We start from the raw sequence: 25,041 nt of genomic DNA, 5'->3' as shown, positions 1-25,041 counted from the left end.
CCCGCCACTGGCACCAGGCCCCCCGACGCCGGCGCAATACAGCGCTTTCCAGCGCTTTTTTCATGAGCAATCTGAACCAGCAAAGCATCCTTTCCGTCCATCACTGGACCGACACGCTCTTTAGCTTCACCTGCACCCGCGACCCCGGTTTCCGCTTCGAGAACGGCCAGTTCGCGATGGTCGGCCTGGAAGTCAACGGCCGCCCGCTGCTGCGCGCCTACAGCATCGCCAGCGCCAACTACGAGGAAACGCTGGAGTTCTTCAGCATCAAGGTGCCCGACGGCCCGCTGACCTCCCGCCTGCAGCACCTGCGCGAAGGCGACCAGATCTTCGTCGGCAAGAAGCCCACCGGCACGCTGCTGGTCGACAACCTGCTGCCCGGCAAGACCCTGTGGCTGCTGGCCACCGGCACCGGCCTGGCGCCGTTCCTGTCGATCATCCGCGACCCGGAAGTGTATGACCGCTACGACAAGATCGTGCTGACCCATACCTGCCGCTTCGTCGAGGAGCTGGCCTACCGCGAGCTGATCCAGGAACACCTGCCCCAGCACGAGTACCTGGGCGAGCTGGTGCGCGAGAAACTGGTGTATTTCCCCACCGTGACGCGCGAAGAGTTCGACAACAAGGGCCGCATCACCGACCTGATCGCCTCCGGCGAGCTGTTCGAGCGCCTGGACGTGCCCCCGTTCTCGCTCGAGAACGACCGCATCATGCTGTGCGGCAGCCCCGACATGCTCAAGGACGTGCGCAACATCCTGATCGAGCGCCAGTTCACCGAAGGCAACATGAGCCATCCCGGCCACTTTGTGCTGGAAAAGGCCTTCGTCGACTGAGGCTTGCGCCGGCGGCGGCGCGATGCCGCCACCGCTTGCCAGCCTGACTCGCCCGTTCGCGGCGCGTTCCTGCCGGCGGCCCTAGCCGCCCTGCTGGCGGGACATCACCCAGAAATGCACGCCCAGGGTGGTCAGGAAGACACCCGCCAGTTGCAGCCAGCCCGCCTCCGTTCCCAGCGCCAGGCCCAGCCCCGCCACCGTGGCGGCGGCGCCCGCGCGTCCGCGCCATCCTTCATGCCATTCGCCGCGCCGCGTCCCGGCCTGCCGGTCCGCCCGCGCGCGCGCCGGCTCCCTGACTCGTTCCATCGTGACTCCCGCCGTGCCGGCGGGGCCGCCATGCCCCGCGCCCGCGCAGGCTAACGCGCGGGCGCGCGGGCGCGCAAAGAAGAAAACCGCTTGTGGATATGCGGCCAGGGATGCGGCCAGGGATGCGGTCGGCATGCGGCCGGCGCCATCGGCCGCCACGGCGTGAACCGCATATTCACCGTCGTTCTTATTCGTTAAGAACCGCGCCCGCGCGGCGTATGTTCATGGCTTGTCCGCGCGGCGCGGGCGCGTTGCGCGCCGCCGCCGCATCCGCAAACCAGCAACAGGGGAGTCTTCGATGAGCGTGGAAATCATTGGCATGATCCAGACCCAGAAGCAGTCGGAGATCCATCCGGCCAGCGGGCCGGCGGTGGATCGCGATTACGTGCGCGCGTTCGCGCAGGCGCACGAGCAGGGCGGCTTCGACCGCGTGCTGGTGCCGCACCATTCCACCGGCCCCTCGGCCACGCTCGCCATCTCCTACGCGGCGGCCGTGACCGAGCGCGTGCATTTCATGCTGGCGCACCGCCCCGGCTTCACCGCGCCGACGCTGGCCGCGCGGCAGATCGCCACGCTCGACCAGTTCAGCGGCGGCCGGCTCGGCGTGCACTTCATCTCGGGCGGCTCGGATGCGGAGCAGCAGCGCGACGGCGATTTCCTCAACCACGACGAGCGCTACGCGCGCACCGACGAGTACCTCGGCATCCTGCGGCGCATCTGGACCGAGGACAAGCCGTTCGACCACGAGGGCAAGTACTACCGCTTCACGCAGGGCTTCTCCGAGGTCAAGCCGGCCCAGCGCCCGCACGTGCCGGTCTTCTTCGGCGGCGCGTCGCAGGTCGCCATCGAGGTCGCCGGGCGCCATGCCGACGTGTACGCGCTGTGGGGCGAATCGCTCGACCAGGTGCGCGAGCTCACCGCGCGCGTGCGCGCCGAGGCGGCGAAGAACGGGCGGCAGGTGCGCTTCTCGGTGTCGTTCCGCCCGATCCTGGCGGCCACCGAGGCGCAGGCCTGGGCGCGCGCCGAGCGCATCCTGGCGCGGACGCGCCACCTGCGCGAGGTGGCCGGCCTGGCGCCGGGCGGCCCGCAGCAGAGCGAAGGCGCGCGCCGCCTGCTGGCCGCGGCCGACCAGGGCGCGCGCGTGGACAAGCGCCTGTGGACCGAGATCGCGAAGCTGACCGGCGCGCGCTCCAACTCCACCGCGCTGGTCGGCACGCCGGAGCAGGTGGCCGACGCGCTGCTGGACTACTACGACCTCGGCGTCACCACCTTCCTGATCCGCGGCTTCGATCCGCTGGAAGACGCGGTGGACTACGGCCGCGAACTGATCCCGCGCGTGCGCGCACTGGTGGCGCAGCGCGAAGCCGGCCGCAAGGCGGCATGAGCATGATGACGCGGAGGATGGCACAGCAGATGGCACGGCAGACGGAGACGGCGAAGCAGGACATGACGGCATCCAGGCGGCGATTCCTGCGCTACGGCGTGGCCGCGGGCGCGGCGGCGGCCAGCGGCGCGCTGCCGTTCGCGGCGCGCGCGCAGGCGCGCCCGGTGCTCAAGGCCGGCGACCAGAAGGGCGGGCTGCGCGCCCTGCTGGAGAACGCCGGCGAGCTCAAGAACCTGTCCTACGACATCCAGTGGACCGAGTTCCCGGCCGCCGCGCCGCTGGCCGAGGCGCTCAACGCGGGCGCGGTGGACTCCGGCCCGATCGGCGACGCGCCGGCCATCTTCGCGCTGGCCGCCGGCACGCCCATCAAGATCATCGGCGCCAACCGCTCGGACCCGTTCGGCACCGCGGTGCTGGTGCGCGCGGATTCGCCGTGGAAAAGCGCGGCCGACCTGCGCGGCAAGAACATCGGCACCAACCGCGGCTCCATCGGCCACTTCGTCACGCTCAAGGCGCTGGAGTCGGCCGGGCTGAAGCCGGAGGACGCCAACATCCGCTTCCTGCCGCCGGCCGACGCCAAGCTCGCGCTGGTCAACGGCTCGATCGACGCCTGGGCGACCTGGGAACCCTACACCGCGCTGGCCGAGACCAGCGGCCACGCGCGCGTGCTGGTCAGCGGCCGCGGCCTGTGGTCGGGCCTGAGCTACCTGGCCGCCACCGACAGCGCGCTGGCCACCAAGCGCGAGGTGCTGCGCGACTTCCTGCAGCGCGCGGCGCGCGCGCAGGTATGGTCGTACCAGCACGTGGACAGCTATTCCGCGGCGCTGGCGCGCATCATCGGCATCCCGCCCGAGGCCGCGCGGCTGCAGTTCGAGCGGCGCCGCACGCAGTGGCGCAACATCGACGCCGCGCTGATCGCCGAGCAGCAGCGCACCGCCGACTTCTATCTCAAGGCCGGCCTGCTCAAGCAGCGGCTGGACGTGCGCACCACGTTCGACACCGGCTTCCCGCTGGCGGCGTAGGCGGCGTAGGCGGCGCGGGCCGGGGCCTGGTCACAAGGACAGGTTGGCCGCGCGGATGACGCCGCCCCAGCGCTTCACGTCGCTGGCGCCCACGCGCGCCAGCTCCGCGCTCGAGCCGTACTTCGGCGTGTAGCCGTTCTGCGCCATCTTCGCGGTGAAGTCCTTGTCCTTCAGCACCTCGGCGACGGCGCGGTCGACCGCGTCGATCATCGGCTTCGCGGTGCCCTTCGGCGCGAACAGGCCGAACCAGTTGTTGACGTCGTAGCCCGGAATGCCGGCCTCGACCAGCGTCGGCAGCTGTTCCAGCGCGGGCATGCGCTGCGTCGACGCCACCGCCATCGCGCGCACCTTGCCGCTGTTGATGAGCGGCAGCGACGACGGAATGCTGTCGAACATGAACGACACCGTGCCCGAGAGCAGGTCCGTGACCGCCTGCGACGAACCCTTGTAGGGGATGTTGTTGAGCTTCACGTTGAGCTTCTGCCCGAGCAGGATGCCTTCGAGGTGCGACAGCGTGCCGAAGCCCGAGGCATAGTCCACCTTGCCGCTGCGGCTGTTCAGCCACGCGGCGAATTCCTTGAAGTCCCTGGCCGGCACCGACGGGTGCACCACCAGCACGTGCGGGGCGCTCGCCATCAGCGCGACCGGCTCGAGGTCGCGCACCACGTCGTAGCGCGCGTTCTTGTTGAGCAGCGTGCCGATGATCTGCGTGGTCAGCGCGCACAGGTAGATCGTGTTGCCGTCGGGCGCGGCCTGCGCCGCCGCGTTGAGGCCGATCATGCCGCCCGCGCCGGCGCGGTTGTCGACGACGATGGTGCGGTTCAGGATCTGGCCGAGCTTCTGCCCCAGCATGCGCGCGAGGATGTCGGCCGAGCCGCCGGGCGGATAGGCCACGATCAGGCGCAGCGGCCCGGTGTTGTCGCTCTGTGCCCATGCCGTGCCGGCGGGCGCCGCGCCCAGCCCCGCGGCCAGCAGCGCGCCCGCGCCGATGCGGCGCAGCGCTCGCCGCCTGCGGGCGAGGCGGGTGGGGCAGGATTCGGACACGGCGTGGTGCATTGGCTTGGCTCCTATGGCAGAGGACATGACGGGACGATGCGCGCCGCGCGCTCCGTGGCGCGCGGTCGGTGATCAATGATCGTCGCATCGGTGGCCGGCGCAAATACGTGTTTCGCGAGCGTGGCATCGTCAACCGCGAGTGCACCGCAATGGTGACGCGCGCGGTGGCGCACTCGATGACGCGCGCAGTGGCGTGTCCTGTGGCGCTTGGTAGGAACCCGGATTGACGGCGGCCCGCACATCGTCGGATCGTGCAGCCATTCGCACGGCGTCACCTCCCACGGAGCCCGGGCACGGACCTTGCTCCGTGTTTGCCCAACATGAACCTGCCAGTCAAGCCCACCTATACCCAGACCGATGCCGCCAGGCCGCCGGGCCAATGCCGGCCGGCCGCGCGCGGCCGGCATCACGGCGGTCTGGTGTCGCGCCTCGACCTCGTCACGCTGAAGCTGTTCGTGGCGATCGTCGAGGAGCAGAGCATCAACCGCGCCGCCGAGCGGGAATTCATCGCGCCCTCGGCCGTCAGCAAGCGCATCGCCGACCTGGAGCATGCCACGCAGACGCAGCTGCTCATCCGCCATCGCAAGGGCGTGGAGCCGACCGTGGCGGGGCTGGCCATGCTCAACCACGCGCGCACCATGCTGCGCAATCTCGCCGAGCTCGAGAGCGAGATGTTCGACTACGCCGACGGCGTGCGCGGCAACGTGCGCATGCTGGCGAGCGAGTCGGCGCTGTTCGGTTATTTCCCCGACGCGCTGAAGACCTTCACCGGGCTGTATCCGGAGATCCGCATCGACCTGGCCGCGGCCACCAGCGCGGCGTCGGTGCAGGCCGTCACGGACGGCGCGACGGACATCGGGATCTTCTGGGGCGACGTGCCGGCACCGCATCTCAAGGTGGTGCCGTGCTATTCGGACCGGCTCGTCGCCGTGGTCCCGGCCGGCCATCCGCTGGCCGCGCACGAGGCGGTGCGCTACGTCGACGTGCTCGACCACGAGATGGTCGAGCAGGAGGCCACCAGCGCGCTGCAGGCGCTGCTGCTGCGCCAGGCGGCCGAGCTCGGCATCACCCCGCGCACGCACGTGCGCGTGGAGGGCTACGACGCGGTGTGCCGCATGGTGCAGGCGGGGCTCGGCGTCGGCATCGTGCCGCACAGCTACGCGGTGCGGCTGTCGCCGCAGGCCGGCGTGGTCGCGCTCGGCCTGCTGGAGAACTGGGTGGACCGGCACTACAAGGTGTGCGTGCGCGACCTGGAACAGCAGCCGGTGGCGACGCGGCTGATGTTCCAGCACCTGACCGGCGGCACCTGACCCGCCGCAAGGCCGGCGCGCCGCGCGTCAGTCCCGGCCCGCGTGGCGCCAGGCCTGGGCGCGGCGCCCCAGCAGCATCGCCAGCATCGACTGCGCGAACTTGACCAGCGCCGAGGTCAGCAGCACCATCACCGCCATCGCGCACGCCGCTGCGGTGTCGCCGGTATCGTCCATCGCCACCGCCGCCACCGAGGCGACCATGCTGAGCGGCTCGTAGAGGAAGATCACCGCCGCCACCGTCGTCATGGCATTGACGAAGAAATAGGTGGCGATGTCGAGGATGGCCGGCAGGCAGATCGGCACCGTGACGCGGCGGAAGGTGGTCCAGAACGGCACGCCGAGCGAGGCCGAGGCCGCCTCGAACTCGCCGTCGATCTGCTGCAGCGCGGTCAGCGCGGTGAGATGCGGCACCGTGTAGTAATGGGCCACGCAGCACATCGTCATGAGCCACAGGCTGCTCTTGATGGCCGACAGCGGATTGGCGGGGTCGTTGAAGAAGAACACGAAGCCCAGCCCCAGCACCAGCCCGGGCACCGCCAGCGGCAGCATCGCCAGGAAATGCAGCAGCTGGCGCAGCGCGCGGAAGGCCTTGATCTTGCCGACCAGGTACGCGCCGCCGAAGGCCAGCACCGTGCCCGCCACCGCGGTCCAGGCCGCGACCGCCAGGCTGTTGTAGTAGGCGCCCCAGCCCAGGCTGTCGTAGGCGGCGAAATCGTAGCTGCCCAGCGCCAGGCTCAGGTCGTAGGGCCAGAGCTTGACCAGCGAGGCGAACACCGCGGTGCCGACGATGGACAGGATCGCCAGCGCCACCACCACCGCGAACGCGCCCATGACGCCGTCGAACAGCGGGCGCGCCTCGGGCCGGTACAGCACCGAGCGCGCGTTCAGCAGCGCGCGCTGGCGGCGGCGCACGACGGCGTCGATCACGAACGAGAGCACGGCCGGCACCAGCAGCACCACGCCCACCACCGCGCCCATCTGGAAGTTCTGCTGCCCGATGATCTGCTTGTAGATGTCGATTGCCAGCACGTTGAACTGCCCGCCGATGACCTTGGCGATGCCGAAGTCCGTGACCGAGAGCGTCACGATCACGAACGCCGCGCTGATCAGGCCGTAGCGCGCCGACGGCAGCGTGATGGTGAGGAACGCGCGCAGCGGCCGGGTGTTCAGCGAGCGCGCGACCTCGTACATGCGCGCGTCGGACAGGCCCAGCGCGGTGGCGAGGATCAGCACCGCGTGCGGGAAGCAGTAGAACACCTGCGCGGCGACGATGCCGATGAGCCCGTACACCGGATGGCCGCCCAGCCAGGACTTGAGATAGCCCTGGTTGCCGAACATGTAGGTCAGCGCGATCGCCGGCAGCAGCGACGGCGCCAGCAGCGGCAGCAGCGAGATGCCCTTGAACAGCGCCTTGCACGGCAGCCGGCTGCGCACCAGCGCCAGCGCGTACAGGAACGCGAGCGGCAGCGTGATGGCGGTGGTCAGCGCGCACACGATCAGCGTGTTGCCGAGCGAGGCCACCAGCCCCGGGTTGGAGACGTAGGCGGCAAAGTTCGCCAGCCCGGCGAAGCGTCCGGCGGCATCCTGCAGGCTCTTCGACAACACCGCGTAGAGCGGCATGCCGATCAGCACCAGCGCGACCGCGCACAGCAGCGCCAGCAGCAGCCCGGCGACGGCCCGCTCCGGGAGGCCGCGCGGGCGCGGCCGGGCGCGCGCGGCCGGCGCCGCGCCGTCGAGTCGTGAGGCGAACGTCATGCCGGCTCTCCCGCGGGAAACAGGTGCAGGTGCTCGGGCCGGATCGCCACGCGCAGGTGCTGGCCGGCGTGCAGGCCCAGCGTGCGGGCGTCGTCGCTGGAGAAATCGGCCATCACCGGCACGTCGCCGAGCTGCGGGCATGCCAGCGTGGCGCGCCACGTCGCGCCGAGGAACTCCACCTGCGCGACGCGCGCGCCGCAGCTGTTGGGCGCGTCCTCGCCCAGGCCGCGGAAACACACCTCCTCGGGGCGGAAGCCGAGCGTGACCGGCTCGCCCTCGCGCGCGCCCGGCTGCGGCGGCAGGCGCAGCACGGTCTGCCCGGCCAGCGCCTGCGCGTCGCCGGTGCGCCGCGCCGGCAGGAAGTTCATCTTGCCGACGAAATCCGCGACGAAGCGCGAGGCCGGGTGGCGGTAGATTTCCGCCGGGGTGCCGATCTGCTCGATCGCGCCGTGGTTCATGACCACGATGCGGTCGGCCATCGTCAGCGCCTCTTCCTAGTCGTGCGTGACCATGATGGTGGTCAGGCGCAGCGCGGCCTGCAGCTGCTTGATCTGCTGGCGCAGGTGCACCCGCACCTTGGCGTCGAGCGCGGACAGCGGCTCGTCGAGCAGCAGGATGCCCGGCGAAGGCGCCAGCGCCCGCGCCAGCGCGATGCGCTGCTGCTGCCCGCCCGACAGCTGGCCCGGGTGCTTGCCGCCGATGCCGGGCAGGCCGACCAGCGCCAGCAGCTCCTCCACGCGCCGCGCGATGTCGGCGCGCGCCATGCGCCGGTTGACCAGGCCGTAGGCGACGTTCTCGGCCACCGTCAGGTTCGGGAACAGCGCGTAGGACTGGAACAGGATGCCGACGTCGCGCGCGGCGGCTGGCAGGCGCGAGATGTCCACGCCGCGCTTGAACAGCCGCCCGCCGCTGTGCGCCTCCAGCCCGGCGATGATGCGCAGCAGGGTGGACTTGCCGCAGCCGGACGGCCCGAGGAAGCAGAGAAACTCGCCTTCGGCGACGGCCAGGTTGATGTCGTGCAGGACGTCGGTCCTGCCGAAGCGCTTGGCGATGCGCTCCAGCGAGAGCATCGGTCCGGCGGAGGCTGGGTTCATGATGCGCTCCCGCTTCAGTTGGGCTTCGGCTCGGACTTGCCGTCGTAGCGCCGGGTCCATTCGTTGGTCAGCCGGGTCTGGTTCTCCACGGCCCTGGCGACGTTGTCGTCGGCCATCATCGCCTCGGCGTTCGGCGGATAGTTGGGCGGCACCTGGCGCACGTCCGGGTGCGAGACCACGGCCATGAACTTGTTGAACTGCTCGTTGGCCTCCCGGGTGGTCATCCAGTCCGCCACCACCTTGGCCGCCGCCAGCCTGGGCGTGCCCTTCATGATGGCGGTCGACTCGATGTCCCAGCCGAGCTTGTCCGCCGGCACGATGATGTCGATCGGCGCGCCCTTGCTCTTGAGCTGCGGCGCGGTGATGTCGGTCGAGATGCCGATCACGTATTCGCCCGTGGCCGCCAGCTTGCACGGCTTGGAGCCGCTGTGCGTGTAGAGCGCGATGTTGGCGTGCAGGCCGTCCATGTACTTCCACGCCGCGTCCTCGCCCATGCTCTGCACCCAGTGGTTGACGCCGAGATAGCCGGTCTGGCTCGAGACCGGGTTGGGCATGGTGATCTGGCCGCGGTAGATCGGCTTGGCCAGGTCCGACCACGTGACCGGGGCCGGCAGGTTGCGCTTCTTGGCCTCCACGGTGTTGAAGCAGATCATGGTCATCCACGCTTCGTTGCCGGTGTAGACGGGCGGCTTGTTGGCGGTGTCGCGAAAGCGCGGCTTGAGCTGCGCGTAGCCCTTGGGCTCGTAGGGCTGGATCAGGCCGAGCTTGTTCAGCGCCAGGATGTGCATCGACGGCACGCCCCACAGCAGGTCCGCCTTGGGCGCGTCCTTCTCCGCGATCAGGCGCGCGAGGATGATGCCGGGGCTGTCGCGCAGCCACGCGATCTGGATCTCGGGGTGCGCCTTCTCGAAGGCGGCCTTGTAGGGCGCGAGCTGCTCTTTTTCCAGCGTCGTGTACACGGTCAGCGTGGTCCTGGCCTGGGCCAGCGCGGCCGGCGCGTGGGCGGCGCCCGCGGCGGCGGCGAGGACCGAGGCGGCCAGCAGCAGGCGCGAGGCCAGTCGCGACGTGAAGCGCGGCGTGAGGTGCGAAGCCAAGCGCGAAGTCAAGCGCAAGGCCGGGCGCGCGGGGCGCCGTTCGGGGGTCGGGTTCAGCATGTGCATGGCAGTGGATCCTCTGGTTTTGTACGGCGTTGGCAGGAAGGGATCGTGGTCGCGGCCGGGCGGGCCGCCGGCGTCGTTGGCCGTGTCAGTGGTCGAGCAGCGCGGCCACCACGGCGTCTCCCATCGCCGCGGTGCCGGCCAGCGTGCAGCCGGGCTCGTGGATGTCGGCGGTGCGCAGGCCGTCGGCCAGCACCCGCCGCACCGCGTCTTCCACGCGCGCGGCGGCTTCGGGCTGGCCGGCGCTGTCGCGCAGCATCATGGCGGCCGACAGGATCGAGCCGAGCGGGTTGGCGATGTCCTTGCCCGCGATGTCGGGCGCGCAGCCGTGCACGGGCTCGTACAGGCCCTTGCCCTGCGCGTTGACCGAGGCCGACGGCAGCATGCCGATCGAGCCCGTCAGCATCGAGGCCTCGTCGGACAGGATGTCGCCGAACAGGTTGCCGGTGACGATCACGTCGAACTGGCCCGGGTTGCGCGCCAGCGCCATCGCCGCCGCGTCCACGTAGAGATGCGTCAGCGCGACGTCCGGGTAGTCGCGCGCCACCTCTTCCGTCACCGCGCGCCACAGCTCCATGCTTTCCAGCACGTTGGCCTTGTCCACCGAGCACAGCTTGCGCCGCCGCCGGCGCGCCGCCTCGAAGCCCGCGCGCACCACGCGCGCGATCTCGTCCTCGGTGTAGCGCATGGTGTTGATGCCCACGCGGCGGCCGTTTTCCGTCACGATGCCGCGCGGCTCGCCGAAATACAGGTCGGAGGTCAGCTCGCGCACGATCAGCAGGTCGAGGCCCTCGACGACCTCGCGCTTGAACGACGACGCGCCCGCCAGCTCGCGGAAGGCCACCACGGGCCGGTAGTTGGCGAACAGGTCCAGCGCCTTGCGCAGCGTCAGCAGCGCGTCGCCGGGGCGCAGGCCGCGCGGCAGCGTCTCGTACTGGAAGCCGCCTTCGGCGCCGAACAGCACCGCGTCGGCGCGCTGCACCGCCGCCAGCGTCTGCGCGGGCAGCGGATGCCCGCTCTGGTCGTACGCCGCGCCGCCGACCAGGCATTCGGTCAGTTCGAAGGAAAGGCCGCGGGATGCCAGCGCGCGCAGGACCTTCACCGCCTGCGCGGTCACTTCGGGTCCGATGCCGTCGCCGCCAAGTACTGCAATTTTCATGTCAAAAGGCTCGCTGTGGATTTGAGAGGTCAGGGAAAGCGGGTCTGCCGGGTCTGCTCGAAGCGGTCGATCGCGCCGGCCATCGACAGCGTCACGTCGATGTCGTCGAGGCCTTCGAGCAGGCAGTGCTTGCGGAAGGCGTCGATGTCGAAGCCGCACGCGCGGCCGTCGGGCGCCGTCACCTGCTGGCGCGGCAGGTCCACGGCGATGCGCGCGCGCGGGATGGCCTCGATGCACGCGAACAGGTGCTCGACGAAGTCCGCCGGCAACACCACCGGCAGCACGCCGTTCTGGAAGCAGTTGTTGAAGAAGATGTCGCCGAAGCCCGGCGCCAGGATGGCGCGGAAGCCATAGTCGGCCAGCGTGAACACCGCATGCTCGCGCGACGAGCCGCAGCCGAAGTTGGCGCCGGCCACCAGCACCGAGGCGCCGGCGAACGCGGGCTGGTTGAGCACGAAGCCGGCGCGCGGCCGGCCCTGCGGATCGAAGCGCAGGTCGTGGAAGCAGTAGCGGCCGTAGTCTTCGCGCACCTTGTGCATGAAGCGGCCCGGCACGATCTGGTCGGTGTTGATGTCGGCCTCGCGCATCGGCGCGGCGATGCCGTGGACGTGCTCAAACGGCTGCATGGATCAGCTCCTCGCGATAGTCGGCCAGGCAGCCGTGCACGGCCGCGGCGGCGGCCATGCCGGGATTGACCAGATGGGTGCGCACGCCCGGCCCCTGCCTGCCGACGAAGTTGCGGTTGGTGGTGGAGACGCAGCGCTCGCCCGGGCGGCCGATGTCGCCGTTCACGCCGAGGCACATCGAGCAGCCCGGCGTGCCCCACTGCATGCCGGCCGCGGTGAACACGCGGTCCAGGCCCTCGGCCTCCGCCTGCGCCTTGACGAGGCCGGAGCCGGGCACCACCAGCGCCGGCACCTTCGCGCGGCGCCCGCGGACGACGCTGGCCGCGAGCCGGATGTCCTCGATGCGGCCGTTGGTGCACGAGCCGATGAAGACCCGGTCGACCGGCAGCCCGAGCAGGGCGCTGCCGGCTTCCAGCCCCATGTAGGCCAGCGCGCGGTCCACCGCGGCGCGGCGGTCCGCGTCGGCGATCTGCGCGAGCTCGGGAATGCGCTCGTCGATGCCGCAGCACTGCGACGGGTCGGTGCCCCAGGACACCAGGGGCACGATGGCGTCGGCGGCGATCGTCACGGTGCGGTCGAAGACCGCGCCGGGGTCGCCGCGCAGCGCCAGCCAGGCCGCGCTGCGGGCCGCCCACTCGGCGCCCGCGGGGGCGAAGGGCCGGCCGCGCAGATAGGCGAGGGTGGTGGCGTCGGGCGCGACCATGCCGGCGCGCGCGCCGGCCTCGATCGAGAGGTTGCACAGCGTCATGCGGCCCTCGACCGACAGCGCCTCGACCGCCGCGCCGCCATACTCGACGACGTGCCCGGCCGCGCCGCCCACGCCGACCTGGCGGATGAACGCGAGCGCCAGGTCCTTGGCGGTCACGCCCGGCGCGGGCATGCCGGTGAAGCGCGCCAGCAGCGTCTTCGGCCTGGCCTGCCACAGCGTCTGCGTGGCCAGCACGTGGCTGACCTCGCTGGCGCCGATGCCGAAGCCGAACGCGCCGAACGCGCCGTGGGTGGAGGTATGGCTGTCGCCGCAGACCACGGTCATGCCCGGCAGCGTCATGCCCTGCTCGGGGCCCACCACGTGGATGATGCCCTGGCGCCGGTCGCCGAGGCCGAAGTGGACGATGCCGTTGCGCGCGGCCTGCGCCGCCAGCCCCGCCACCATGTCGCGGCGGTCGTCATCGATCACGTCGGCGAGCCGGGTGCTGTGCGACGGCGCGTAGTGGTCCGGGATGGCGACGGTGGCCGCCGGCCGGCGGATCGGGATGCCGCGCCGGCTCAGCGTGTGGTACGACTCGGCGGGCAGGTCGTCGCTGAGATAGTGGCGGTCGACATAGAGCAGGGTCTGGCCGGACGCCTGCTCGAGGACCACATGGGCTTGCCAGATCTTCTCGAACAGCGACAGCGGCTGCGCGGCAGGGGAGGGGAGCGGCATGGGGCGAATCGGAGGGCTCGTGGGACATGTGTATGGCCAGCATCATGCATAGCGGCTCCGGCTTCGTATATTGCCGATTCGCGAGGCTGCCAACGCGAATGACGATGGCAGGCCGGCGCGGCGGTGATTACGATGAGTCCCGGTCCGGCGTGGGGCGCGCGCAGCGCCTCGCCCCGGCTTTCATCCCCGGTTTTCACCCCCTGCTTTCACCCCTCGCCGCCAGGAGTCCCCGTTGCTGCAACCCGATGCCGCCCTGCTCAAATCCCTGCTACCGTTTCCGCTGCTGATCCGGGCCCTGCGCGAGGCATTCGTCGCCGGCGCCACGGTGCCGCTGCGGCACACGCACGCCATCGGCGAGGCCGGCGCGCCCGACGCCGGCATCTCGCTGCTGATGCCGGCGTGGGACGCCGAAGGCTTCTACGGCGTCAAGATCGTCAACATCTACGAGGGCAACGCCGCGCGCGGCCTGCCGGGCCTGCACTCGACGTACATGCTCTACGACGCGCGCACCGGCGTGCCGCTGGCCATGTTCGACGGCAACGAGATCACCTCGCGGCGCACCGCGGCGGCGGCGGCGCTCGGCGCCGACTTCCTCGCGCGGCCCGACGCGCAGGCGCTGCTGGTGGTCGGCGCCGGCCGCGTGGGCAGCCTGGTGGCGCCCGCGATGGCCTGCGTGCGCCCGCTGGAGCGCATCGCGGTGTGGGACGTCGATGCCGAGGCCGCGCAGCGCTGCGCGCACGGCCTGCGCGAACAGGGCTATCCGGCCGTGGCGGCCGCTGACCTGGAGCCGGCCGCGCGCGCCGCGGACATCGTCAGCTGCGCCACGCTGGCCACCGCGCCGCTGATCCGCGCGGACTGGCTGGCGCCGGGCAGCCACCTGGACCTGATCGGCAGCTTCACGCCGCGCATGACCGAGGCCGAGCCGGCCTGCTTCGCCGGCGCGGGCGTATGGGTCGACACGGCGGAGGCAACGGCGAAGTCCGGCGACCTGATCAACGCTTTCGCGGCGGGCTGCCTCGCGCCGGAAGCGATCCGCGGCGACCTCGCGGGCCTGGCCCGCGGCACCGCCGCCGGACGCGGCGCGGCGCGCGAGCGCACGGTGTTCAAGGCCGTCGGGACGGCGCTGGAGGACCTGGCCGCCGCGCGGCTGGCCTACCAGCAGCTGAGCGCGGCGCCGCGCGGATAATGTCACTGATACCAACCACGGAGCAAAAACGCATGACTCGCATTCAACGGTTCGAAACCAGCGCCCGGATGTCCCACGCGGTGGTGCACGGCGATACCGTCTACCTGGCCGGCGCGATCGCCGCCGACCTCGACGGCGACATCGCCGCCCAGTCCGCCGAGGCGCTGGCGGAGATCGAGCGCGTGCTGGCGCTGGCCGGCAGCGACAAGTCCAGCCTGCTGACGGCGCAGATCTGGCTGAAGGACCTGCCGCGCGATTTCGCCGCGATGAACGCGGTGTGGGAAGCGTGGGTGCCGGCCGGCCACGCGCCGGCGCGGGCCACCTGCCAGGCGGAGATGGCGGACCCCAGGGTGCTGGTGGAATTCATCGTCACGGCGGCGCTCGGCTGACGCGGCGGGGCGCGTGCCCGGCCATCGGGCAGCGCCCGAGTGGCGCTTGAGGGTGGCGCTTGAAGGTGGTGCCTGAGGCAGCCCCCGCGGCTGCGCTTAAGGCAGCGCCGCCTCGGACGCCTGGGCGCTGACCACCCGGTTGCGGCCGCTGCGCTTGGCCTCGTAGAGGGCCTCGTCGGCGCGCCCGTAGGCATATTCGAAGCTGGTGCCGCGCGGGTTCCAGCTCACGCCGAAGCTCGCCGTCACCTGCAGGTCGGGCGCCTCGGAGAAGGTGTGGTCGGCGATGCGCACGCGGATGCGGTTGGCCAGTTCCATCGCGGCGCCGAGCGGGCGCGCCGGCAGCAGCGCGGCGAATTCCTCGCCGCCCACGCGGCCGACCATGCCGGCGTCCAGCACGGTCTGCGTCAGGCATTCGGTGACGCCGCGGATCACCGCGTCGCCCACCGGGTGGCCCAGCGTGTCGTTGACGCGCTTGAAGTGGTCGATGTCCAGCACGATCAGCGCCAGGCTGCCGCCGGCCAGGATCAGACCGGCCTGCTCGATCACCGCGCCGCGGTTGAGCGCGCCGGTCAGGGTGTCGCGCGTGGCGCGGAACTCGAGCTCGCGCGCCAGTTCCTGCAGGCGCTGGTTGAGCCGGTTCATTTCCAGCTCTTCGCGGTCGCTGCGCCGGATCAGGCGCCGCGTCTCGCGCATCAGCCGCTCGTAGTGGCCGATCAGCTCGCCGAGCGTGCGGCGATACGCCTGCGCGCCGGCATCCGGATTGCAGAAGACCGCGCGGGCCCCGGCCACGGCGCTGTTCTCCAACTCGAAAAGATCGGGCTCGGACATTCGGCGGATCGGCGCGGTTCAGGTGGCGGTGGTGGCGTGGTCGATGAACTCGATGGCCGGGAAGTCGGCGTGCAGCTCCTGCCCGAATTCCAGGATGGTGTCGTCGTCGACGTCGTGGTACCAGTTCACGATCACGCGGTTGCCTTTCTCGGCGGCGTCGTTCATGGCATCGAACATGCTGAACAGCACCTTGGTGCTGGAGCTGTTGAAGTAGGTCAGCGCCACGTGGACGGTGACCTCGGTGTCTTCGCACGCGGCCAGGTACTTGCGCATGCGCACGATCACGTCGCCGTAGAACACGGCGGCGTTCTCGGGGTAGGACTCGCCCCTGAGCGACAGCGTATGCTGCGCGAAGTCGAAATTCACCTCGGGCGAGGACGGGGTTGCGGCGATGAACAGGTTTTCCATGACGTTGTTTTTCTCGTCCTGCTCAGATCGTGGCGACCAGGTGGAACATGGTCGACGCCGGGTCCGCATCGATCGGCTGGAAGTTGAACTCCAGGGGAGCGCTGGCGTCGCGCGCCACGGTCAGGAAGCCCAGGCCGGCACCCTTGCTGCCCTCGGGCGACTCCGACCGCATGGTCTCCCGGTAGGCCTGCTTGATCTGGTCCAGCGTCATCGTGCGCAGCGGCTCGAGCGCGGCGCGCAGCTGCGCCACGCGCGAGATCGCCACGGGGTTGGAGCACATCAGGCGGTAGCGGTCGTCGATCATGCTGATGCATACGGAGCCGTGGCGGAGCTGGTCGGTGTCCTGGGTGGGCGGCGTCAGCGCGTCCGAGGAGTAATGGACGATATTCTGCGCCATTTCCACGAACGAGGAAAACAGCTTGCGCCGCGTCGAGTTGTCCACGCCGCTGACGGCGAGCTGCAGCCGCACCGCGTCCGACATGGCGGCGATGATGTTCTGGGAAAAATAGCCGACGTAGTAGAAGATCACGTTGCGTTCCCGGGCCATTTTGAAGAAGGCCCCATATTCGTTGTCAATCGAAGTACCGTTCATCGGCGTGGTGTCGTTGGCGTTGTTGTCAGGACTTGCTGCCCGCTTACTGAACGCGAAAGCAGAAGAAGGTCAGGTCGTCCCGGCGGTTCTGCTGCCCTTGCCAGGCGCTGTATTGCTCCAGCACGGCCTGATTGATGCGCGCGGCCGGCTCATGCCGGCTGGCGCGCACCGCTTCGCGGATGCGCCGCTTGCCGAAGGCGATCTCCTTGGGGCCGCCGATCTGGTCGACCAGCCCGTCGGTGGTGACGAACACCACGCTGCCGGGCACGGTCGGCACCACGCGGTTCCGCCAAGCGAAATCCATGCCCGTGTCGAGATAGCCGGCGCCCATGCGCTCGCCTTCCACCATCTCGCCGTCCTCGTCGCCGGGGTGCAGCACGAACAGCGCGCTCTTCGCCCCGGCGAAGGACAGGTGCCGGCTGGCGTTGTCGAACCAGAAGAAGGCCGCGTCCAGGCCGTCGTTGGATTCCGCGGTGTCGCCGTAGCGCTCTTCCTGGCCGAGCATCTGCTTGATGCCGCGGTTGAGCGCCATGAGCAGCGCGCCGGGGTCGCGCGGGCCGCGCTGCTCGATGGCCTGGGTCAGGATGGAGGAGGCGATCAGCGTCATGAAGGCGCCCGGCACGCCGTGCCCGGTGCAGTCGGCCAGCGCGGCGAACCAGCCGTCCTCGAACGCCGCGAAGTGATAGAAATCGCCGCCGACCACGTCGCGCGGCTCCCACACCAGCCCGGCGTCGCCGAGCGTGCGGGCCATCGCCTCGCGCGAGGGCCGCAGCATCGAGCGCTGGATGATGCTGGCGTAGTCGATGCTGTGCATGATCTGGCGGTTCTTCTCGGCCTGCATGTCGGCCACCACCCGCATCAGCTGCAGGCCGCGCCCCAGGCCGAGGAAACGGCCCTCGCGCGCGACGATGAAGCCGTCCGCCAGCGCCTTCTCGCCGTATTCCACCGCCTTGAAGGTCAGCGCCTCGATGCTCATGGCCGCGTCCACCACCAGCGGCTCCTTGTCCATGAAGGCGATGCAGCTCTTGCGGTTGTACAGCTCGCGGTGGTAGGGCTTGCTCATCTGCGACATGAAGATCGCGCGGTTGATGAGCCCGATCGGCCGGTCGTCCTCGGTCACCGGCAGGCTGTCGAGGTCGCGGTGCCTGCCGAAGACGTCCAGCACGTCCTGGTTGGTCTGTTCCGTTGTCACCGACGGCGTGGCAACGCACAAGTCTTCCGCGCAAGGCTGGCGGAAGCGGGAACGCGCCGCGCGGGATTCGACCCTGCTGGTATCGGCCGGAGCGTCAGACATCGCCAAGGTATCCGGATTATTTCGAAGTCGCTGATTCTAGAAGTGGCGTATGTCTTCTATGTGACAGTTTCAAGAAAAGAGGGGATTAAGGGGGGTATCTTTCGCGAATGGCGCGAGCGCGCGCCGGCCGCCGCCGGCAGCGCGGCCGTTCAGGCGTGGCAGACCAGGCCGCTTTGCAGCTCGCCGGCCTGGTAGGCGAGGTCGCCGGCGCGCTGCTCGCGCGCCCGCGCCAGGCCGCCGCCGCCGACCCAGTAGCGCACCGCGCGGTCCAGGTAGGCCGCGGAGTCCGGGTCGGGCTGGCGCAGGCCGATCTGCGCGCCGCCGTCGCCGTCCAGGTCCTGGTCCAGCACCCGGTAGAAGCGCCATTCCGGCAGGCCCGCCAGCCGCGCCAGCGCCAGCTTGTCCTCGGCCAGCGCCTGGCATTCGCCGGCCATGAAGGCGGCGACCGCGCGGATCGCCGACGCATAGACCACCGGGGCCGCATGATAGCGGCTGGCCAGTTCCCGCGCATACGGGCTGCCCTGCGCCACGCACACCGGCCGCCGCGCCAGGTCCCCGGCGCGCCGGTAGGGGCTGCCGCGCAGCGCGATCAGCCGGCCGCTGCCGCCCGCGTAGGCGCTTGCCACGCGCGGCTCGCCGGCGGTGCCGGGGCGGGCGCCGGCGATGACCAGGTCCGGCGCCGCCGCGCCGGCGCCATGCGCGCGGCCGTCCGCGTCCAGCCCGACCAGCTTCACCGGCACCCGCAGGCGCTCGCCCAGGAAACGGGCCAGGCCGGCGTCGAAATCGTCCGGCCCGGGCGGGTTGGGCGCGCCGGGCGGCGCCGGCCGGGCGTACTCGCGCACGCCGACGACCAGCACGCCGCGGCGGCGCGCGCCGGCCAGCACCGGGCCCTGCGGCAGCGCGTCCCAGCGCGGCTCGGGCTGCAGCCGCTGCAGCAGGTCGAGGGCCGGCGCGGGCAGGCTCTCCACCGGCAGCCGCAGCGGCAGGCGGCCGAGCACGGCGGGAAGGCCGAGCCAGGCCAGCGCCAGCACCGTCACGGCAGCGGCCAGCGCGGCAGCCAGTATAGGCAGCCGCGGATGACCGCCGCGTGACGCCGCGCGCGGGAGCGGCGGCATGGTGGAAGACACGTCAGGCATTGAGGGTCAGCCCCCGGCGCCAGCGCGTGAGGCGGCGCTCGATGCGGGCCAGGATGAAGTTCAGCGCCAGCCCCAGCAGCGCCAGCAGCAGGATGCCGGCATACATGGCCGGGATCTGGAACACCTCCTGCGAATTCAGCGTGAGGAAACCCAGCCCGGAATGCGCGCCGATCATCTCGGCGGCGACCAGCGCCGTGATGCAGTAGGTGCCGGCCAGGCGGATGCCGGTGAAGATGGACGGCGACGCCGCCGGCAGCACCACCTTGCCGAACACGAACAGGCGCGACGCGCCCATCGAGCGCGCCGAGTTGATCAGCAGCTGGTCCACCTGCTTGACGCCGCTGATGGTGCTCAGCAGCACCGGCCAGAACGAGGCCCAGAAGATGATCGCTACCTTGGACAGCTCGCCGATGCCGAGGAACAGGATGAAGACCGGGAACAGCGCGAACGCCGAGGTCTGCCGGAACAGCTGCAGGATGGGGTCGGCGATGGCTTCGAGCCGGCTGAACCAGCCCATCAGCAGGCCCAGCGCCACGCCCAGGCCGATCGCCAGCAGCAGCCCCCACAGCGAGCGCTGCAGGCTCGCGCCCACGTGCTTGAGCAGCTCGCCGCTCTGCGCCATCTGCCAGATGGCCGGCAGGATCTGCGACGGCGGGCTCAGGTAGGCCTCGCTGACGATGCCGGCGCGCGGCACCAGCTCCCACAGCAGCAGGAAGCCGACGATGCCGACCAGGCCCAGCGCGCGGTCGCCCAGGCGGGCGGCCAGCGAAGGGCCGGCAAGCCGGCGGATGGCGGCGGCCGGATGGCGCGCTGCGGAAGTGCTGACGGCGGGATCGCTCACAGGACGGCCTTGGCTTCGGTGGTGGCCGCCAGCGGCGCCGGGGTGGCGGCGCGCGCGGCGGATGTGGTGGACGCGGCGGACGTAGCGGGCGCAAGGGCTGCGGCAGGCTCGCCCGCCACGCGCTCGCCCGGGTTCGCGGTGGCGCCGAGCGGGCGCGGCACCGCGGCGCTGAACTGGACCTCGTCCTTCAGGATGTCCCAGGCCTGCTGGCGCAGCCGCACGAATGCCTCGGAGTTGCGCAGCTCGGGCTGGCGCGGGCGCGGCAGCGGCACGTCGATGATGGCCTTGACCGCGCCGGGCCGGCGCGTCATCACGGCGATGCGGTCGGACAGGAAGATGGCCTCGTCCAGGCTGTGCGTGATGAAGACGATGGTCTTGCGGTACTGCTCCCAGATCCGCAGCAGCTCGCCCTGCAGGATCTCGCGCGTCTGCGCGTCGAGCGCGGCGAACGGCTCGTCCATCAGCAGCACCTCGGGCTTGTAGGCCAGCGAGCGCGCGATCGCCACGCGCTGCTTCATGCCGCCCGAGATCTCGTGCGGGTAGCGCTCGCCGAAGCCTTCCAGCCCGACCAGCTCCAGATGCGCCTGCGCGATGCGGCGCCGCTCGGCGCGCTTGACGCCGCGGATCTCCAGCCCGACCTCGATGTTCTGCAGCACCGTGCGCCACGGGAACAGCGCATAGCCCTGGAACACCACGCCCTGGTCGCGGCTGATGCCGGCCAGCGGCTTGCCGTCGATGGCGATGTGGCCGCCGGTGCGCTCGGTCAGCCCGGCCAGGATGCTCAGGAAGGTGGACTTGCCGCAGCCCGACGGGCCCAGCACGGAAAGGAACTCGCCGTTGCGGATGGCGAGGTTGAAGTCCTGCAGCACGGCCACGTTCTCGGGCCGCCCGTTCTCGCCGCGCACGGCGTAGTCCATCTGCACGCCGCGCGCGAGAATCTTGTCGGTCATGATGCGCTGCCTCTCAGGCTTTCGCCTGGGCCTTGGCCGCGAACGGGTTGAACTCGTTGGTGTAGATGCTGGCGGCCGTCACCTTGCCCTTGGCCAGCTTGCCCTCGGCTTCCAGCACGTCGATGTAGTACTGGATCGGCGGCTCGGTCACCACCAGGTTGTCCACGTAGGCATAGCGGTCCACGTAGTCCAGTTGCAGCTTGATGCGCTCGGACACCAGCTTGCGCGCGTCCTCCGGGTTGGCGTTGACCCAGTTGGCCGCCTTGGCCAGCGCCGTCACCACGTCGCGCACCGACTCGGGATGCTCGCGGATGAACTTGCCGTGCGCGCTGTACGGCTGCATGCCGCCCAGGCCGCCGTCGAGGTCGAAGTCGCTCCACAGGCGCACCAGCTTGTCGGCATGGTCGGCGCGGCCCGAGAACGGCGCGTGGATGATGGCCAGGTCGGTATTGCCGGTGGCCAGCGTCTGCTCGGCCTGGTCGTCGGGGATCACCACGAAGTTGATCTTGGTGACGTCCACGCCCTTCTGGCGCAGGTAGGTCTTGGTGACGAACTCCGCGCACGCGCCGAAGCTGTTGATGCCGATGGTCTTGCCTTCGAGGTCCTTGGGCTGGCGGATGCCGGAGGCCTTGCGCACGAAGTACTTCATGTGCGGCGCGTCCTGCAGCGTCTTGTTGCCGGCCGCCACCACCTTGATGTCGGCGCCGCTGGCCACCGCGGAAATCACCAGCGGCACCATGCGCGAGCCGAAGTCGATCTCGCCGGTGCCGGTCAGCGGAATGATCTGCGGCGCGGCGACCTTGCCGATGTACTGCGGGCGCGTGTTGGTGCCCTCGAAATAGCCGAGCTGCTCGGCCAGGTAGACCAAGTCGAAGGTCGGGTTGTCCGGGTAGCGGAAGCGCACCTTGTCGCCCACCTTGGCCACCACCGCCGGCGCGCCGCCGGCCGCGCCATTTGCCGCGCCGCCGGCCGCCTGCGGCGCGCCTTCGCGCGAGCAGGCCGCCAGCAGGGAGCCGAAGCCGCCGGCGGCGGCCAGCGAGGCCAGTTGCTTGAGAACGAGGCGGCGGGAGCCGGGGGCGGAGGAGGGCGCTGGCATTCGAAGTTGTCCTGTCGGAATGTCCTGCCGGCGCGGGAGCGCATGCATCCTGCGCGTCGATGGCGGACGGGGATCAGCCCGGAGTATCGGCCAGCGCGGGCGCGCCACCAACGAAGGCTTTCAACTATGAATATCAGGTGGATGCAGCCGGCGCGCGGCCGGCCTCGCGTCCTCACTCATTTGTCTTCACTCACTTCTTCATCAGCCGCCTGAGCGTCTCCACGAAATCCTGCGCCAGCCGCGACAGCGGCTCGGTCTGCACATGGAAGATCTGCACCGAGCCGCTGACCTTGGTCCGGACCGGCACCGCCACGATGCCCGGCCAGTCCTGGCCGAACACGGTCATGGCGTCCACCAGCGCGATGCCGGCGCCCGCCTGCGCCAGCGCGCGCGCCACGTGGGCCTGTTCCACCTGCACGCGCATGTCGGGCTGGTCGTCCTCGCCGCCGAACATCTCGCGCACCAGCAGCCCGAACGGCACGTCGGCGCCGTAGCCGATCAGCGGCTCGCCGGCCAGCTCGGCGGGCCGCACCGAGGCGCGCGCGGCGAGCCGGTGGCCGGCCGGCACCAGCGCCACGATGGGGTTGCGCACCAGCAGCCGCGCGGCCAGGTTGGGGTGCGCCAGCGGCATGTTGGAGATCGCCAGCTCGACCTGGCCGGACAGCAGCGCGCGCAGCATGTTGGCGGGGATCTGCGTGCGCACCACGATGCGGATGTCGGGGTGCGCCGCGCGGAACGCGGCGATCGCGCGCGGCAGCACGGTCTGGCCGAGGTTGGGGTTGCACGACACGCGCAGGCTGCCGGTGCGCTTGGCGGCGAGGTCCTCGGCGATCTCGTTGACGCGCTCGATGCCCTCGTACACGGCATTGACCTCGCCGAGCAGGCGGCGCGCCTCGGGCGTCGGGTAGAGGCGGCCCTTGATGCGCTCGAACAGCGCCAGCCCCAGGCGCTGCTCGGTGTGCGACATGAGGCGGCTGATGGCCGGCTGCGACACGTAGAGCAGCTTGGAGGCGGCGCTGATCGAGCCGGTGAGCATGACGGCGCGGAAGACTTCGATCTGCCGGAGATTGAGTTTCATCGTGGTCGCGGGGCGGCCGGCGAAGGCCCGCGGCGGGCCCCGCCAGTCCATAACATGGTGTTAAGTCAGATGGACAAATAAGCATACGACATTCATGGCCGCGATACCTAAACTTGCTCTCGAAGGCGCCCCACGCCGGGCATTTCCGCCGCGGCGGCAAACGCGCACCACAGTGGTTCCGCCGGGCACGCCGATGGGGCGCCGATGCACCGGGCGCCGCGCGCGACGCACCGGGCGCGTGCATTCACTTACTTGAAACCTGAAGACAGGAGACGGCATGAGCGACATTCATCTGACCTACATCAACGGTCCCGACATCGCCAGACTGGCGATGACCGACGCGGAGATCCTCGATGCGGTCGAGCAGGGCCTGCTGGCGCAGGGCAACGGGCAGACCGTGATCGAGCCGCGCGTGCACCTGACGCCGGACCCGGCGTTCAACGGGCACTTCAACGTGCTGCGCGGCTACGTGGCGCCGCTGGGGCTGGCCGGCGTGAAGATCGTCGGCGACTACGTCGACAACTACAAGCTGGGGCTGCCGTCCGAGATGGCCATGCTCAACCTGTTCGACCCGCGCACCGGCATGCCGGTGGCGATGATCGACGCCACCTTCATCACCGACGCGCGCACCGGCGCCGTCACCGCGCTCGGCGCGCGCCACCTGGCCCGCCGCGACAGCAAGGTGCTGGGCCACATCGGCGCGCGCGGCACCGCGTACTGGAACGTGCGCCTGCTCGACAGCCTCTATGACTTCGACGAGATCCGCGTGCACTCGCGCCGCCCGGAAAGCCGTAACGCCTTCGCCGAGCGCCTGGCGCGCGACCTGGGCAAGAAGATCGTGGTCACGCAGGACTGGGAGTCGTGCGTGCGCGGCGCCGACATCGTGGTGGAAGCCTCGCGCCTGGAGCGCCCCACGCCGATGCTCAAGACCGAATGGATCAAGCCCGGCGCGTTCGTGGTGCCCTACGGCACCATGAGCGCGGTCGAGCTGTCGCTGACCGACATCATGGACAAGCTGGTGGTGGACGACTGGGGCCAGTGCAAGGGCGGCGTGCTCGGCTCGCTGCGCGCGCACGTGGAAGCCGGCAAGCTGTCCGAGCAGACCCTGTACGGCGAGCTCGGCGAGATCGTCGCCGGCCGCAAGCCGGGCCGGCAGAGCGACGCCGAGACCAACCTGTTCTGGCACCGCGGCCTGTCGCTGAGCGACATCGCGCTGGGCCACGCCATCCTGAAGAAGGCCGAGCGCATGGGGCTGGGCCAGAGGCTGGTCTACGCATGATCGCCAACGCACGCATGTACTCGGTGGCCGCGCCGGTGGCGCAGGCGTGGCGGGAGCTGTTCGCGCGCGTGGCGCAACGCGCCGGCGTGGACCTGCCGTACCTGGAGCATGCCGCGCCGGCGCCGGTCAGCGCCCTGTGGGCGCGGCCCGACTGCGGCTGCGTGTTCATGTGCGGCTTCCCCTACGTGAATGCCGCGGTGCGGCCGCGCCTGCTGGCCGCGCCGGTGCCCTCGCCCGAACGCTACGGGCAGTGCCCGGTGTATTTCACCGAGTTCATCGTGCGGGCCGACGCGCCGGCCGCGGCGCTGGCGGACACCTTCGGCATGCGGCTCGCGCACATGCTGCCGGAGTCCAACTCGGGCTACAACGCGCCGCGCCATTTTCTGCTGCGCCAGGCCGCGCCCGGCACGCGCGCGCCGTACCGCCCGGCCGACACGCCCACGCCGACGCCCAACGAAGTGATCGACGCCGTGCTCGCCGGCCGCGCGGACGTGGGCGTGGTGGACAGCTACGTGCTGGACCTGCTGCGCCTGCACGCGCCCGCGCGCATGGCGCGGCTCAGGACGCTGGCGGTGACGCCGGCGTCGCCGGTGCCGGCGCTGGTGGCCTCGCCCGCGCTGGGCGACACCGCCGCCGCGCGCATCCGCATGGCGCTGCTCGACCTGCACCGCGACGCCGGCAACGCGGCGCTGCTGGCCAGCCTGTGCCTGGCGCGCTTCGCGCTGGTGGAGGAGGCCGACTACGCCGTGCTCGCCGGCTACGCGCGCGAGGCCGACGCCGCCGACTTCGCGCTGACCGGCACTGGCGTTCCCTGACCATCGCGCGCGCGCCGGCGGCCT

General features: G+C 70.8%; 24 protein-coding genes and 1 pseudogene. 8 read left to right on the top strand and 17 right to left on the bottom strand.

Annotated elements, in window-relative coordinates; all coding sequences use genetic code 11:
- Positions 1-62: 62 nt before the first annotated feature.
- The gene (locus tag ACWTPI_RS30860; protein ID WP_020201932.1) at positions 63-833 is read left to right on the top strand and encodes a ferredoxin--NADP reductase; all 771 of its coding nucleotides are present in this window, start codon (positions 63-65) and stop codon (positions 831-833) included.
- A gap of 81 nt (positions 834-914) precedes the next feature.
- On the opposite strand, the gene ACWTPI_RS30855 is transcribed toward ACWTPI_RS30860, so the two are convergent.
- Positions 915-1,139: a hypothetical protein gene (locus ACWTPI_RS30855; RefSeq protein ID WP_059412464.1), complete on the bottom strand. Its 225-nt coding sequence runs from the start codon at positions 1,137-1,139 to the stop codon at positions 915-917.
- Between the two features lie 298 nt (positions 1,140-1,437).
- Here ACWTPI_RS30855 and ACWTPI_RS30850 point away from each other — a divergent pair, with 298 nt between their 5' ends.
- On the top strand, positions 1,438-2,523 hold the full coding sequence (locus ACWTPI_RS30850) for an LLM class flavin-dependent oxidoreductase (protein WP_020201930.1): 1,086 nt from the start codon (positions 1,438-1,440) through the stop codon (positions 2,521-2,523).
- Positions 2,524-2,585: 62 nt separating this feature from the next.
- On the top strand, positions 2,586-3,545 hold the full coding sequence (locus tag ACWTPI_RS30845; RefSeq protein WP_029043371.1) for an ABC transporter substrate-binding protein: 960 nt from the start codon (positions 2,586-2,588) through the stop codon (positions 3,543-3,545).
- Between the two features lie 30 nt (positions 3,546-3,575).
- Here the strand turns inward: ACWTPI_RS30845 and ACWTPI_RS30840 are convergent, their stop codons facing one another.
- Positions 3,576-4,601 (bottom strand): Bug family tripartite tricarboxylate transporter substrate binding protein, encoded by a 1,026-nt coding sequence (locus tag ACWTPI_RS30840; protein WP_454733658.1) that lies wholly within the window; start codon positions 4,599-4,601, stop codon positions 3,576-3,578.
- A 320-nt stretch (positions 4,602-4,921) separates the two neighbouring features.
- Here ACWTPI_RS30840 and ACWTPI_RS30835 point away from each other — a divergent pair, with 320 nt between their 5' ends.
- The gene (locus ACWTPI_RS30835) at positions 4,922-5,911 is read left to right on the top strand and encodes a LysR family transcriptional regulator (protein ID WP_454733657.1); all 990 of its coding nucleotides are present in this window, start codon (positions 4,922-4,924) and stop codon (positions 5,909-5,911) included.
- 27 nt (positions 5,912-5,938) lie between these two features.
- Here the strand turns inward: ACWTPI_RS30835 and ACWTPI_RS30830 are convergent, their stop codons facing one another.
- The 6 genes and pseudogenes from ACWTPI_RS30830 to leuC all read right to left on the bottom strand — a co-directional run bounded on the left by ACWTPI_RS30830 (position 5,939) and on the right by leuC (position 13,125).
- Positions 5,939-7,666: a putative 2-aminoethylphosphonate ABC transporter permease subunit gene (locus ACWTPI_RS30830; protein ID WP_454733656.1), complete on the bottom strand. Its 1,728-nt coding sequence runs from the start codon at positions 7,664-7,666 to the stop codon at positions 5,939-5,941.
- Positions 7,663-8,736: pseudogene (locus ACWTPI_RS30825) on the bottom strand (putative 2-aminoethylphosphonate ABC transporter ATP-binding protein). The gene ACWTPI_RS30830 and the pseudogene ACWTPI_RS30825 overlap by 4 nt, the downstream one beginning before the upstream one ends.
- Positions 8,737-8,774: 38 nt before the next feature.
- The gene (locus ACWTPI_RS30820; protein ID WP_454734045.1) at positions 8,775-9,914 is read right to left on the bottom strand and encodes a putative 2-aminoethylphosphonate ABC transporter substrate-binding protein; all 1,140 of its coding nucleotides are present in this window, start codon (positions 9,912-9,914) and stop codon (positions 8,775-8,777) included.
- 91 nt (positions 9,915-10,005) lie between these two features.
- A complete protein-coding gene (gene leuB, locus ACWTPI_RS30815) occupies positions 10,006-11,076 on the bottom strand; it encodes a 3-isopropylmalate dehydrogenase (protein WP_454733655.1) in 1,071 nt (356 codons plus the stop codon).
- Positions 11,077-11,105: 29 nt separating this feature from the next.
- Positions 11,106-11,702 (bottom strand): 3-isopropylmalate dehydratase small subunit, encoded by a 597-nt coding sequence (gene leuD / locus ACWTPI_RS30810; RefSeq protein ID WP_059412470.1) that lies wholly within the window; start codon positions 11,700-11,702, stop codon positions 11,106-11,108.
- Positions 11,689-13,125, bottom strand: a complete 1,437-nt coding sequence (gene leuC / locus ACWTPI_RS30805; protein ID WP_020201921.1) for a 3-isopropylmalate dehydratase large subunit — start codon at positions 13,123-13,125, stop codon at positions 11,689-11,691. The genes leuD and leuC overlap by 14 nt, the downstream gene beginning before the upstream one ends.
- Positions 13,126-13,357: 232 nt before the next feature.
- Here leuC and ACWTPI_RS30800 point away from each other — a divergent pair, with 232 nt between their 5' ends.
- On the top strand, positions 13,358-14,311 hold the full coding sequence (locus ACWTPI_RS30800; protein ID WP_020201920.1) for an ornithine cyclodeaminase family protein: 954 nt from the start codon (positions 13,358-13,360) through the stop codon (positions 14,309-14,311).
- A 32-nt stretch (positions 14,312-14,343) separates the two neighbouring features.
- Complete coding sequence (locus tag ACWTPI_RS30795) at positions 14,344-14,700, top strand: RidA family protein (protein WP_029043366.1); 357 nt, start codon at positions 14,344-14,346, stop codon at positions 14,698-14,700.
- Positions 14,701-14,796: 96 nt separating this feature from the next.
- Here the strand turns inward: ACWTPI_RS30795 and ACWTPI_RS30790 are convergent, their stop codons facing one another.
- From ACWTPI_RS30790 to ACWTPI_RS30750, 9 genes are all read right to left on the bottom strand, one after another.
- Positions 14,797-15,528: a GGDEF domain-containing protein gene (locus ACWTPI_RS30790; protein ID WP_020201918.1), complete on the bottom strand. Its 732-nt coding sequence runs from the start codon at positions 15,526-15,528 to the stop codon at positions 14,797-14,799.
- Between the two features lie 18 nt (positions 15,529-15,546).
- Entirely contained in the window at positions 15,547-15,936 is a 390-nt protein-coding gene (locus ACWTPI_RS30785; protein WP_020201917.1) for a DUF1987 domain-containing protein, read from the bottom strand.
- Between the two features lie 22 nt (positions 15,937-15,958).
- Positions 15,959-16,528, bottom strand: coding sequence for a SiaB family protein kinase (locus tag ACWTPI_RS30780; RefSeq protein WP_020201916.1), 570 nt, complete (start codon positions 16,526-16,528; stop codon positions 15,959-15,961).
- Between the two features lie 43 nt (positions 16,529-16,571).
- The gene (locus ACWTPI_RS30775) at positions 16,572-17,822 is read right to left on the bottom strand and encodes a SpoIIE family protein phosphatase (RefSeq protein ID WP_029043365.1); all 1,251 of its coding nucleotides are present in this window, start codon (positions 17,820-17,822) and stop codon (positions 16,572-16,574) included.
- A 149-nt stretch (positions 17,823-17,971) separates the two neighbouring features.
- Positions 17,972-18,937, bottom strand: coding sequence for an ABC transporter substrate-binding protein (locus tag ACWTPI_RS30770; protein WP_454733654.1), 966 nt, complete (start codon positions 18,935-18,937; stop codon positions 17,972-17,974).
- Positions 18,938-18,950: 13 nt separating this feature from the next.
- Positions 18,951-19,724: an ABC transporter permease gene (locus ACWTPI_RS30765; RefSeq protein ID WP_454734044.1), complete on the bottom strand. Its 774-nt coding sequence runs from the start codon at positions 19,722-19,724 to the stop codon at positions 18,951-18,953.
- 71 nt (positions 19,725-19,795) lie between these two features.
- Complete coding sequence (locus ACWTPI_RS30760) at positions 19,796-20,749, bottom strand: ABC transporter ATP-binding protein (RefSeq protein ID WP_454733653.1); 954 nt, start codon at positions 20,747-20,749, stop codon at positions 19,796-19,798.
- Between the two features lie 13 nt (positions 20,750-20,762).
- A complete protein-coding gene (locus tag ACWTPI_RS30755; RefSeq protein WP_082079579.1) occupies positions 20,763-21,845 on the bottom strand; it encodes an ABC transporter substrate-binding protein in 1,083 nt (360 codons plus the stop codon).
- A gap of 190 nt (positions 21,846-22,035) precedes the next feature.
- Positions 22,036-22,923 carry a LysR substrate-binding domain-containing protein gene (locus ACWTPI_RS30750; protein ID WP_059412614.1) on the bottom strand — a complete coding sequence of 296 codons (888 nt, stop codon included), beginning with the start codon at positions 22,921-22,923 and terminating at the stop codon, positions 22,036-22,038.
- Between the two features lie 277 nt (positions 22,924-23,200).
- On the opposite strand from ACWTPI_RS30750, the gene ACWTPI_RS30745 reads away from it, so the two are divergent.
- Positions 23,201-24,202 carry an ornithine cyclodeaminase family protein gene (locus tag ACWTPI_RS30745; protein WP_454733652.1) on the top strand — a complete coding sequence of 334 codons (1,002 nt, stop codon included), beginning with the start codon at positions 23,201-23,203 and terminating at the stop codon, positions 24,200-24,202.
- Positions 24,199-25,017: a phosphate/phosphite/phosphonate ABC transporter substrate-binding protein gene (locus ACWTPI_RS30740; protein WP_454733651.1), complete on the top strand. Its 819-nt coding sequence runs from the start codon at positions 24,199-24,201 to the stop codon at positions 25,015-25,017. Before ACWTPI_RS30745 ends, ACWTPI_RS30740 begins: the two co-directional genes overlap by 4 nt.
- Positions 25,018-25,041 lie beyond the last annotated feature (24 nt).

It is taken from the genome of Cupriavidus ulmosensis (assembly GCF_977008105.1).
Note: the sequence above shows the minus strand (reverse complement) of the source record. Positions and strands in the feature narration are given on the sequence as shown.

Bases quoted from the DNA above. Each gene is read 5' to 3' on its own strand.
- ACWTPI_RS30860 (WP_020201932.1), top strand. From the start codon at position 63: ATGAGCAATCTGAACCAGCAAAGCATCCTTTCCGTCCATCACTGGACC.
- ACWTPI_RS30855 (WP_059412464.1), bottom strand. From the start codon at position 1,139: ATGGAACGAGTCAGGGAGCCGGCGCGCGCGCGGGCGGACCGGCAGGCC.
- ACWTPI_RS30850 (WP_020201930.1), top strand. From the start codon at position 1,438: ATGAGCGTGGAAATCATTGGCATGATCCAGACCCAGAAGCAGTCGGAG.
- ACWTPI_RS30845 (WP_029043371.1), top strand. From the start codon at position 2,586: ATGACGGCATCCAGGCGGCGATTCCTGCGCTACGGCGTGGCCGCGGGC.
- ACWTPI_RS30840 (WP_454733658.1), bottom strand. From the start codon at position 4,601: ATGCACCACGCCGTGTCCGAATCCTGCCCCACCCGCCTCGCCCGCAGG.
- ACWTPI_RS30835 (WP_454733657.1), top strand. From the start codon at position 4,922: ATGAACCTGCCAGTCAAGCCCACCTATACCCAGACCGATGCCGCCAGG.
- ACWTPI_RS30830 (WP_454733656.1), bottom strand. From the start codon at position 7,666: ATGACGTTCGCCTCACGACTCGACGGCGCGGCGCCGGCCGCGCGCGCC.
- ACWTPI_RS30820 (WP_454734045.1), bottom strand. From the start codon at position 9,914: ATGCTGAACCCGACCCCCGAACGGCGCCCCGCGCGCCCGGCCTTGCGC.
- leuB (WP_454733655.1), bottom strand. From the start codon at position 11,076: ATGAAAATTGCAGTACTTGGCGGCGACGGCATCGGACCCGAAGTGACC.
- leuD (WP_059412470.1), bottom strand. From the start codon at position 11,702: ATGCAGCCGTTTGAGCACGTCCACGGCATCGCCGCGCCGATGCGCGAG.
- leuC (WP_020201921.1), bottom strand. From the start codon at position 13,125: ATGCCGCTCCCCTCCCCTGCCGCGCAGCCGCTGTCGCTGTTCGAGAAG.
- ACWTPI_RS30795 (WP_029043366.1), top strand. From the start codon at position 14,344: ATGACTCGCATTCAACGGTTCGAAACCAGCGCCCGGATGTCCCACGCG.
- ACWTPI_RS30790 (WP_020201918.1), bottom strand. From the start codon at position 15,528: ATGTCCGAGCCCGATCTTTTCGAGTTGGAGAACAGCGCCGTGGCCGGG.
- ACWTPI_RS30785 (WP_020201917.1), bottom strand. From the start codon at position 15,936: ATGGAAAACCTGTTCATCGCCGCAACCCCGTCCTCGCCCGAGGTGAAT.
- ACWTPI_RS30780 (WP_020201916.1), bottom strand. From the start codon at position 16,528: ATGAACGGTACTTCGATTGACAACGAATATGGGGCCTTCTTCAAAATG.
- ACWTPI_RS30775 (WP_029043365.1), bottom strand. From the start codon at position 17,822: ATGTCTGACGCTCCGGCCGATACCAGCAGGGTCGAATCCCGCGCGGCG.
- ACWTPI_RS30770 (WP_454733654.1), bottom strand. From the start codon at position 18,937: ATGCCGCCGCTCCCGCGCGCGGCGTCACGCGGCGGTCATCCGCGGCTG.
- ACWTPI_RS30760 (WP_454733653.1), bottom strand. From the start codon at position 20,749: ATGACCGACAAGATTCTCGCGCGCGGCGTGCAGATGGACTACGCCGTG.
- ACWTPI_RS30755 (WP_082079579.1), bottom strand. From the start codon at position 21,845: ATGCCAGCGCCCTCCTCCGCCCCCGGCTCCCGCCGCCTCGTTCTCAAG.
- ACWTPI_RS30750 (WP_059412614.1), bottom strand. From the start codon at position 22,923: ATGAAACTCAATCTCCGGCAGATCGAAGTCTTCCGCGCCGTCATGCTC.
- ACWTPI_RS30745 (WP_454733652.1), top strand. From the start codon at position 23,201: ATGAGCGACATTCATCTGACCTACATCAACGGTCCCGACATCGCCAGA.
- ACWTPI_RS30740 (WP_454733651.1), top strand. From the start codon at position 24,199: ATGATCGCCAACGCACGCATGTACTCGGTGGCCGCGCCGGTGGCGCAG.